The following is a 9,576-nucleotide window of genomic DNA, read 5'->3' as shown; positions in this document are numbered from 1 at the left end:
CGCCCGCGGCGGGCCCGGCGGTGGCCGGCCGCGCTGGCCGTCCTCGTCGCGTTCTGCGGGCTGTCCGTCCTGCTCTTCCGCGACGGCTGGACCGATCTGGGCGGGACCGTCTATGGCGGCGGTGACGCCGTGCTGTTCTCCTGGTACCTGGGGTGGACGCCGTACGCGCTCACGCACGGGCTGAACCCGTTCGTCACGCAGTTCCTGAACGTGCCGGACGGCGTCAACATCATGTGGAGCACCGGTGTGCCGCTGCTCGGCGTGCTGGCCGCGCCGGTCACGATGCTGGCCGGCCCGCTGGTGGCCTTCCAGGTGCTCACGACGCTGGCGCCGGCGCTGTCGGGCTGGGCGATGTTCCTGGCGGTGCGCCGCTGGACGGCCGCGCTGCCCGCCGCCGTCGCCGGGCTGCTGTACGGCTTCGGCCCGTACATGATCGGTGCTTCCTACGGGCACCTGCACCTGTCGTTCGTGCCCTTCCCGCCGATCCTGCTGCTGCTCATGGACGACCTGCTCGTCCGGCAGCGCAACACCCGGCGGACCGGTGTCCTGCTCGGGGTGGCCGTGGCCGCCCAGGCGCTGATCAGCGAGGAGGTGCTGGCGACCTCGGCAGTGGTCACCGCCATCGCCATCGCCATCCTGTGCCTGCGGCACCGCGACCAGGTCCGCGCCCGCGCGGGGGCGGCCATCCGCGGGCTCGCCATCTGCGCCGGTGTCGCCACGGCGGCGCTGGCCTGGCCGCTGGCCACCCAGTTCTTCGGCCCGCAACGGGTGCACGGCTCGATCCAGCCGCCGGACGTCGCCGTCTCCGACCTGCTCACGTTCGTCACGCCCACGCCCCTGCAGGCCTTCGGGCCGGACTTCGCCGTCCGGGAGAGCCTGACGTTCACCGGCAACGCGGTGGAGGTCAGCGGCTATCTCGGCCTGCCCCTGCTGGCTCTGCTGCTGTTCATCGCGGTGCGGCTGCGGCGCAACCGGCTGGTCGCCCTGTGCGTGCCGCTGGCGGCCGCCGCCGCGGTCCTCTCGCTCGGCCCGCACCTGCACGTCGGCGGGCACAACACCGGTATCCCGCTGCCGTGGCGCGTGCTGGAGCTGGGGCCGGTGCTGCACAACGCGCTGCCGTCCCGGCTGTCGCTCTACGTCGCGCTCGCGGCCGGCATCATGATCGCTATATGGCTGGACCAGGCACGGCCACCTCGTATCCGTGCTATCACCGTCGGTGTGTCCGTCGCCGCCCTGGTCCCGCTGGTGCCGGCGTCCCTGCTCGCCTTCTCGCCGGCCACTCCCGCGTTCTTCACCGGCCCGCGGGTGAGCAACGCCCTGCCGGAAGGGTCGACCGCGCTCGTCGTGCCCTACCCGTACCCGCAGCAGAACGTGGCGATGCTCTGGCAGGCTCAGGCGGGCTTCCGGTTCGCCATACCCGGCTGCTACTGTACGGTTCCTGACCGTAATGGACGTTCCAGCTTCCACCCGGAGCCGGACCCGCTCAACTCGGCCCTCATCGATGTCGCGGCAGGCACCATCACCGCTGACGACGCGCTGCGGCGGCCCGGGCTGCGGGCCACCTTCGACCGCTTCGACCTGGACGCGATCATTCTCGGCCCGAGCGACCACCACGACGAGCTGGTGAAACTACTGACCGGACTGGCCGGCGGCCCCGGCCGCCACGTCGACGGCGTCGATCTGTGGCCGCTCGGCACACCCTGACACCGCGATATCCTGGCACCGCGATGTCCTGACAGCACAGTGTCCTGTGGCACGTCCTGTGGCACCGCGATGCCATAACGTCGCAATGTCTTAACGTCACGGTGCCACAACGTCGAATGCGCCGGGCGGGACGCGGGTAGGCCGTGTCCGATGGATGTTGGTGGCTGCGGGTGGCCGTCTCGGCGCTGCTCGCACGACCGGGCGTCCGTCGCAGCCAGCCCGAGCCAGGGCGGGGCCGAGGCCGGCTGCCCGCGCTGTTTACGACCATGAATGGAGACCGGATGGCAGAGATCAAGGTGACCGTGACGCGGGTTGTGACCGCCGAGCCCACCGCCGTCATCGAAGCGCTCGGCGACTACAAGGGCGTCCGGGCCGAGACCTGGCCAGAGACGATCACGGACTACGAGGTGCTGGAGGGCGGCACCGGCGCCGGCACCCGGATCCGCTACCAGCTGCGCGCGACCCGCAGCCGCGTCCGCACCGTCGACGCGGTCGTCTCCGCGCCCGAGCCCGACCGGACCCTGGTCGAAGCCGACCAGAACTCCACCCTGCGGACCGTGTGGACGGTGCAGCCGGCCGGCTCGGGCACGACCCGGGTGTCGGTGGAGACGAGCTGGGCCGGCGCGAGCGGCATCGGCGGGTTCTTCGAACGGACCTTCGCGCCGATCGGCATCCGCAGGCTGTACAACGGCGTCCTCGACAAGATCACCCCCCGCCTGAGCTGATACCCGCACAACCAGCCCACATGTCACGCTGCTTTGCGCGGGTACTCGAAGTGGCCGCAGCATCGCGACATGGACAGCGAGAAGCGCTCGGGCGGGACGGCCGTGCGCCGGCTGCCGGCCCACGGGCTCGCCGGGCTGGCCGGGGCGGTCCCGGCGTTCGCCTTCCCGGCGCCGGGGGTGTGGGTGCTCGGTTTCGTCGGGCTCGTGCCGCTCATGCTGGTCGTCCGCGCCGCCCCGACCAGGCGGGAGGCGGCCGTACGGGCCTGGTGGGGCGGCACCGGGTTCTTCCTGGCGGCCTGCTACTGGCTGGCTCCGAACACCGGCCCGTTCCTGCTCGTACTCACCGCGATACTGGGCGCGACCTGGACGCTGTGGGGTGTGACGGTGTGGGCGGCCCTGCGCCAGCCCCCTTCAGCCCGCGGGCTCGCGTGGGCGCTGCTGGTCGTGCCGTCGGCGTGGGTGGCCGGCGAGTTCCTCCGATCATGGCAGGGGCTCGGCGGGCCGTGGGCGCTGCTCGGCGCGAGCCAGTGGAACAGCCGGCCGGTGCTGGCGCTCGCCTCGCTCGGCGGCGTGTGGCTGCTCAGCTTCGTGCTGGCTGCCGTCGGGCTGGCCCTGGCCGCGGCGGGAATCCCGGGCGCGGCGGCCGGCAGACGGATCACCGCCTGTCTGGCGGCAGCCGGGATCGTCATCCTCGCCGTCAGCGGCGCGGCAATGCTGAGGCCCGTCCCCCCGGCGGCCGGGACGCTGCGTCTCGGCGGCGCCCAGCCGGGTGTCGTCCACGCTCCGGAAGCCCGGTTCACCGCGAGCGAAGCCGCCACCCGGCGTCTCGCGGGCAGCGGTGCCGACCTGGTCGTCTGGGGTGAGAGCAGCGTCGGTTTCGACCTCGCCGACGATCCCGCCCACCTGGCCCGGATCGAGGCGGCGGCCCGCGCCGTCGGCGCCGACATCCTGGTCAACACCGACGCCCGCCGGGCCGGAACCCTCGGCGCACCGGGCGATGTGTTGGGCGCACATGGCTCACCAGCCCCACCGGGCTCCGCCGAAGGGCCGGCCCGCGACGATGACGGCAGCCTGGAGCGGGCACGTCCACCTGGTTCGCCAGGCCCACGAGAGCGGCCGGGGGCGCCTGGCGGCGGGATCTACAAGACAGCGGTCCTCATCGGCCCGGACGGGCCGCGCGGCCGCTACGACAAGACGCGCCTGGTGCCGTTCGGCGAGTACATCCCGCTGCGCCCGGTGTTCGGCTGGCTGTCATCAGTGACCGAAGCAGCTGCGGAGAACCGCCGGACGGGCCATCAGCTCACCATCATGCGGACGGCGGGCGTGCGCTTCGGGACGTTGATCTGCTTCGAGTCGGCCTTTCCCGACCTGGGACGCCGGCTCGCCCGGATGGGCGCGGAAGTGATCGTCGTGCAGTCGGCGACATCGACCTTCCAGGACAGCTGGGCGCCCGCGCAGCACGCGAGCCTCGCCGCGCTGCGCGCCGTCGAGTCGGGACGCCCGGTCGTGCACGCCACGCTCACCGGCGTCTCCGCCGTGTTCGACGCGTCCGGCCGCGAACTCGTCCGTCTCGGCACCCGTGAACGCGGCCCCTACCGCACCGACATAGCGCTCGCGACCAGGCAGACCCTCTACGACCGCTTCGGCAACTGGGTCCCGGCCGTTTCACTCATCGCCCTGTCCACCGCCGGCATCACCACCGCCCTGCACGCCACCCGGCGACCACGACGTTCGCGGGGAGCGCCGGCATGAACACGCGGCCTCCGAGTCCGGAGGCTCCCGGCCCGGGGGCCGGGCACTCGCGAATTCCGCGCCCCGAAGCCCCGCGCGCTGAGGCCCTGTCACCAACAGCCCTGTATCCGGGGGTGGTACGGCTGCCCTCGCCGGCCGAGGAGCTGGATGACGAGCGGTTCGCCCGGCACGGGGTCCGGGTGCTGCTCAAACGCGACGACCTCGTCAGCCCCGTGCTACCGGGCAACAAGTGGCGCAAGCTGAAATACAATCTGGTGGACGCGGCGGCGTCCGGGAAATCGACGATCCTGACCTTCGGCGGGGCGTTCTCCAATCATGTCCGGGCGACGGCCGCCGCCGGCGCGCTTTTCGGTTTCACCACCATCGGCGTCATCCGCGGCGAGGAACATCTGCCGCTGAACTGGTCGCTGTCGGCCGCCGTCGCCCACGGCATGCGGCTGGCCTACCTGGACAGGTCGACGTACCGCCGGAAAGACGAACCGGACGTGCTCGCCGGCCTGCGGGCGCGCTTCGGCGACTTCTTCCCGCTGCCGGAGGGCGGCAGCAACCCGGCCGGCGTCCGCGGCTGTGCCGAAATTCTGGACGAGGTCGAGCCGGATGTCGACATCGTCACCTGCGGCTGCGGCTCGGGCGGCACCCTGGCCGGTATCGCGGCGAGCCTGCGCCCCGGCCAGCGGGCCATCGGATTCTCCGCGCTCAAAGGCGGCCGGTTCCTCCAGGACGTCGTCGGTGACCTCCAACGTGCCACCTTCGGCCACGCCACCGACAACTGGCGGATCGAGTGCGACTTCCACTTCGGCGGTTTCGCGCGCCGCCCGCCGGATCTCCAGCGGTTCATCGACGACTTCGCCGGACGCCACGGCATCGCCCTGGAACCGGTATACGTCGCGAAGATGATGTACGGTCTGCTCGAGCTGGCCCGCCGCGGCACGATAACCCCCGGCAGCACCGTCCTGGCCGTCATCACCGGCCCGGCCGATCACCCGACGGGAGCGCGCGGCGGGCCGTAACAGGAGATCCGGGCCGGCGGGCGCGGCGCGGACACAGCCATGTCGGGCTGTGGACAGCGGCCCACTCTGTTTTGGTGGCGGCTGGGCGTGGTTCACTCGTCACGCCCGCGAGTGAAGTGTTCCCAGTCGGCGATCCGCGGGCGGGCCTGGGGGGACAGGTGAGCGGGAGCGAACACGCGGACGTCGTGGTTGTCGGTTCGGGATTCGGTGGCGCGGTGACCGCCTGCCGTTTCGTCGAGGCGGGCTACAGCGTTGTTCTGTTCGAGCGTGGGAAGGCGTATCCACCGGGGTCGTTCGCCCGTTCGCCGACCGACATCGCGACGAACTTCTGGGACCCGAGCCAGGGCCGGCACGGTCTGTTCGATGTCTGGTCCTTCGCCGACTTCGAGGCGGTTGTCTCCAGCGGGCTGGGCGGCGGCTCGCTCATCTACGCCAACGTCCTGCTCCGCAAGGACGAGAAGTGGTTCGTCCGCGACGCGCCCGCCTGCGAGGGCTACGAGAGCTGGCCGGTCAGCCGGGCCGACCTGGAACCGCACTACGCGGCCGTCGAAAAGACGATAGGGGTGCAGCGCTTCCCCAAGGGGCAGCCGCGCTATCAGCACGCCCGCCGGACCGAGCTGCTGGAACAGGCCGGCAGACGGCTCGGGTACACCGCCGAGCAGCCGCCGCTGGCGGTCACGTTCGGTGTCGACGGCAACCCGCCGGTACCGGGGGCGCCCATCGGTGAGCCGGCCTACGGCAACATCCACGGCCGGCCGCGGATCACCTGCGTGCTGTGCGGCGAGTGCGACCTCGGCTGCAACTACGGCAGCAAGAACACCCTGGACCACACCTATCTCTCCGCCGCGGTGCACCACGGCGCGGACCTGCGCGTCCACCACGAGGCCCGTTCGATCACCCCACGGGACGGCGGTGGGTACACCGTCGGGTACGTGGTGCACGCACCCGGTGATGCCGTCGCCACCTCGACACTCCCCCAGCGGACGATCACCTGTGATCGTCTCGTCCTCGCCGCCGGCACGTTCGGCACCACCTATCTGCTGCTCCGCAACCGCGCCGCGTTACCCGGCATCTCCCAACTGCTGGGGCGGCGCTTCAGCGGTAACGGCGACCTGCTCGGCTTCGTCGGCGGGGTGCCCGGCCCGGCCCTGGGCGGCGCGCACGCCCCGGTCATCACGACCGCCGTGCGCGTCCCCGACCCCCTCGACAGCCACGGCGGTCACGCTGATGGCCAGGGCGGCTCCGGCGCCGACCGCGGCTGCTACATCCAGGACGCCGGCTACCCCGGTTTCGCCGAATGGCTCATCGAGGCGGCCGGCCTGGACAACGAGGCGTCCCGGATCGTCAGCACCGTCTACGAGCTGATCCGTTCCCGTCTCACCGGCGGCCCGTCCCACCAGATCGGCGCGCTGGTCGGCCGGCTGCTCGGCCCGGGGCAGGCGTCCGCGGGCGCGATGCCCCTGCTGGGCATGGGGCGCGACATTCCCACCGGAAAAATGTCGGTGAGCGACGACTACCTGCAGATCGAGAACTATCCGGCGGACAGCCAGCCGTATTTCGAACGGCTGGACAGAATCATGGAGGACCTGGCCGAGGAAATGGGTGGAAAATACCACCGGAATCCGCTGACGCTGCTGTCCCGGGTCATCACCGTGCATCCTCTCGGCGGCGCCTCCATGGGTACCGACATCACCACCGGCGTCATCGACGAATGGGGCGAGGTGTTCAACCACCCCGGTCTGTACGTCGCCGACGGCGCCGCCCTGCCCGGGCCGGTCGGGGCGAACCCGTCGCTGACCATCGCCGCCTTCGCCGACCGGCTCGCCGAACACGCCGTGGATGCCGGCCCCGTCTTGGAGACACAGCCATGACCACTCCCACGAGCCTGCGGTTCACCGAGAAGATGAAGGGCTTCCTCACCCTCGACGAAACCGATCCCCAACGTGGATACAACCAGGGCAGGCAGGACGGGACCTCGCTGTCCTTCCGCCTGACCATCCACACCGAGAACGTGGACGCCTTCGCCGCCGACCGGCTGCGGGGGGCCACCGCCAGCGGATACGTCCGCTGCGACGCGCTGGGCGGCAGACGCCCGGTGGACGGCGGCGTCTTCAACCTCTTCGTCGGCGACACCCCCGGGCACCGGCGGATGCTCTACCGGCTGCCGTTCAGCGACGCGGCCGGGCACCCGCTGACCCTCAGCGGGTTCAAGGACGTCCACGACGATCCCGGATTCGACCTGTGGCGGGACACCTCGACGCTCTACACCCGCGTCTTCGCCGGCCATGTGGACGCCGCCGGCGAGTCCACCGCCCGGATCGTCGGCGCCGGCATCGTCACCATCCACATCCCCGACTTCCTCTGGCAGCTCACGACGTTCCGGACGTCCGGCCCGGCCGGTGGCACGGCGGGCCTGGTGAAGTTCGGCCGGCTGTTCCTCGGCGATCTCTGGGAGGTCTACGGCCGTTCCCTCGGACGCGAGGACGACGAGGAGGACGCGCGGGACGGAGACGATCCGCGGGATGGCGAAGGGGGCTGGAGCTGATGTCCGGCACCCCGTCCCGCCCTGTCGACGACAGCGAGCGGGCGCTCGGCTTCGCACGGGCGTCGATGTCCCGCTGGCTGTCGCCGGCCCTGCTGCTCGACACCGCCGTCCGCGTCGGTATCAGCGAGTTACTCGGCTCCTACGCCGACAAGCGGGAGGCGATGGCCGCGCTGCCGGCCGCCCCCCCGACCGACCTGTCGGGCCAGGACGAGCTGTGGTTCGACTACGTCAGCGACCTCGGCGACGGCTTCGACTCGACCTACACGATGGCCTCGCTGCTCGCCGCGCCAGGCCTGGAACTGGACGGTTCGCCGGCCCCGCGGGGGCAGCTGCTGGTGATGGGCGGCGACCAGTGCTATCCGACGCCGAGCATCACCGGCTACGAGAACAAACTGATCGGCCCCTACCGGGCGGCGCTGCCCACCGCGCCGCCCGGGCCCGACGGGCAGCCGGCGCCGCCGAAACTGTTCGTCCTCCCCGGCAACCACGACTGGTACGACGGGCTCACCGCCTTCATGCGGGTGTTCTGCCAGCGCTCCACCATCGGCGGCTGGCGTACCGAGCAGACCCGCAGCTACTTCGCGGTGAAACTGCCGCACCGGTGGTGGCTGCTCGGTATCGACATCCAGTTCGACTCCTACATCGACGACCCGCAGCGCCGGTACTTCCTCGACGTCGCCGAGCAGATGCAACCCGGCGACGCGGTGATCCTGTGCTCGGCGAAACCGAGCTGGGTCAGCACGGGTGAGGGCAACGCCGAGGCGTTCGCCGTCCTCGACTACTTCGAACGCACCGTGATCCGCAAGGCCGGCGCGCGGGTACGGGTCTCCCTCTCCGGCGACCTGCACCACTACGCGCGCTACCGCCAGGCCGACGGGGACACGCAGAAGTTCACCGCCGGTGGCGGCGGAGCCTACCTGTCCGCCACCCACCACCTGCCGGAACATCTGGTGCTGCCGCCGCCGGCGTCCCGGGCGCCAAGCAAGACCGACCCGCCGGCGCACTACCAGCTCGAGACGAGCTTCCCGGACGCGCGCACCTCCCGCCGGCTGGCCGCCGGCATCGTCCGCCTGCCGGCGTTCGCACCCGGGCTGGTGGGCCTGCTCGGCGGTATCCACCTGCTGCTGGCGCTGGTGATCGGTGCCACCGCCGGCGCGGGCACGCCAAGGGCCGCCGGGCGCCTCGACGCCATCGCGGACGGGCTTCGCGACGCCAGCACCGGCGCACTGTTCGCCGGCCTGGTCGACAACGTGCCAGGGCTGGCGCTGAGCCTCGGCGTCCTGGGCGCCGGGGTGGCCCTGACCAAGAGCGGCCGGACGGCCCGGGGGCTGGCGGCCGGAGCCGCGCACGCGGTGGCCCAGCTCCTGCTGGCGGCCGGCCTGCTGGCGGCCGTGGTGGCGGTGGCCGGCCCGTTGCCGGGCACCTGGCTGCTGGCCGGCGTACTGCCGCTGGTCACCGTGCTCGGCGGGCTCGCCGCCGTCGAGCTGCTCGCCGGTTATCTCTGGCTCGCCGACCGGTTCGCGGGCCTGAACACCAACGAGCTCTTCGCCGCGCAGGGGATCGCCGACTACAAGAACCTCCTGCGGCTGCACATCGGCCCGGACGGGTCGCTGACCATCTATCCGGTCGGGATCCGGCGGGTGCCGAAACGCTGGCGTTTCACACCGCACGCGGCGCCGGGTGAGCCCTGGTTCACCCCGGTGGACCGGCGGGTGGATCCATTCCTCATCGAGCCCCCGGTCAGCATCGCCCATGGCGGCCTGCCGGCCGTCCCGTATCAGCATGCTCGCGGCGACGACGCCGAACCGGCCAGTTCGTAACGAAAAATGCCGTAACATAC

At 71.7% G+C, this 9,576-nt stretch carries 7 protein-coding genes; all 7 read left to right on the top strand.

The genetic code is table 11. The features are described from left to right. A partial coding sequence (locus AC5LUJ_RS05410; RefSeq protein WP_493464562.1) for a hypothetical protein occupies nt 1-1,704 on the top strand: 1,704 nt, incomplete at its 5' end. A 281-nt stretch (nt 1,705-1,985) separates the two neighbouring features. Then, on the top strand, nt 1,986-2,429 hold the full coding sequence (locus tag AC5LUJ_RS05405) for an SRPBCC family protein (protein ID WP_250283209.1): 444 nt from the start codon (nt 1,986-1,988) through the stop codon (nt 2,427-2,429). A 69-nt stretch (nt 2,430-2,498) separates the two neighbouring features. After that, nucleotides 2,499-4,181, top strand: a complete 1,683-nt coding sequence (gene lnt, locus AC5LUJ_RS05400) for an apolipoprotein N-acyltransferase (RefSeq protein WP_250283212.1) — start codon at nt 2,499-2,501, stop codon at nt 4,179-4,181. Continuing rightward, complete coding sequence (locus AC5LUJ_RS05395) at nt 4,178-5,191, top strand: 1-aminocyclopropane-1-carboxylate deaminase/D-cysteine desulfhydrase (protein WP_250283214.1); 1,014 nt, start codon at nt 4,178-4,180, stop codon at nt 5,189-5,191. Before lnt ends, AC5LUJ_RS05395 begins: the two co-directional genes overlap by 4 nt. A gap of 158 nt (nt 5,192-5,349) precedes the next feature. Further along, nucleotides 5,350-7,062: a GMC family oxidoreductase gene (locus AC5LUJ_RS05390; protein WP_250283217.1), complete on the top strand. Its 1,713-nt coding sequence runs from the start codon at nt 5,350-5,352 to the stop codon at nt 7,060-7,062. Then, the gene (locus AC5LUJ_RS05385; RefSeq protein WP_250283219.1) at nt 7,059-7,736 is read left to right on the top strand and encodes a hypothetical protein; all 678 of its coding nucleotides are present in this window, start codon (nt 7,059-7,061) and stop codon (nt 7,734-7,736) included. The genes AC5LUJ_RS05390 and AC5LUJ_RS05385 overlap by 4 nt, the downstream gene beginning before the upstream one ends. Further along, nucleotides 7,736-9,556 (top strand): hypothetical protein, encoded by a 1,821-nt coding sequence (locus AC5LUJ_RS05380; protein WP_250283221.1) that lies wholly within the window; start codon nt 7,736-7,738, stop codon nt 9,554-9,556. Before AC5LUJ_RS05385 ends, AC5LUJ_RS05380 begins: the two co-directional genes overlap by 1 nt. Nucleotides 9,557-9,576 lie beyond the last annotated feature (20 nt).

Source organism: Protofrankia sp. CiP1_Cm_nod3 (assembly GCF_982290655.1).
This window is presented reverse-complemented; position numbering and strand designations above follow the sequence as displayed.

Coding starts and splice junctions, on each gene's coding strand:
- AC5LUJ_RS05395 (WP_250283214.1), top strand. CDS start 4,178: ATGAACACGCGGCCTCCGAGTCCGGAGGCTCCCGGCCCGGGGGCCGGG.
- AC5LUJ_RS05380 (WP_250283221.1), top strand. CDS start 7,736: ATGTCCGGCACCCCGTCCCGCCCTGTCGACGACAGCGAGCGGGCGCTC.
- AC5LUJ_RS05385 (WP_250283219.1), top strand. CDS start 7,059: ATGACCACTCCCACGAGCCTGCGGTTCACCGAGAAGATGAAGGGCTTC.
- AC5LUJ_RS05405 (WP_250283209.1), top strand. CDS start 1,986: ATGGCAGAGATCAAGGTGACCGTGACGCGGGTTGTGACCGCCGAGCCC.
- lnt (WP_250283212.1), top strand. CDS start 2,499: ATGGACAGCGAGAAGCGCTCGGGCGGGACGGCCGTGCGCCGGCTGCCG.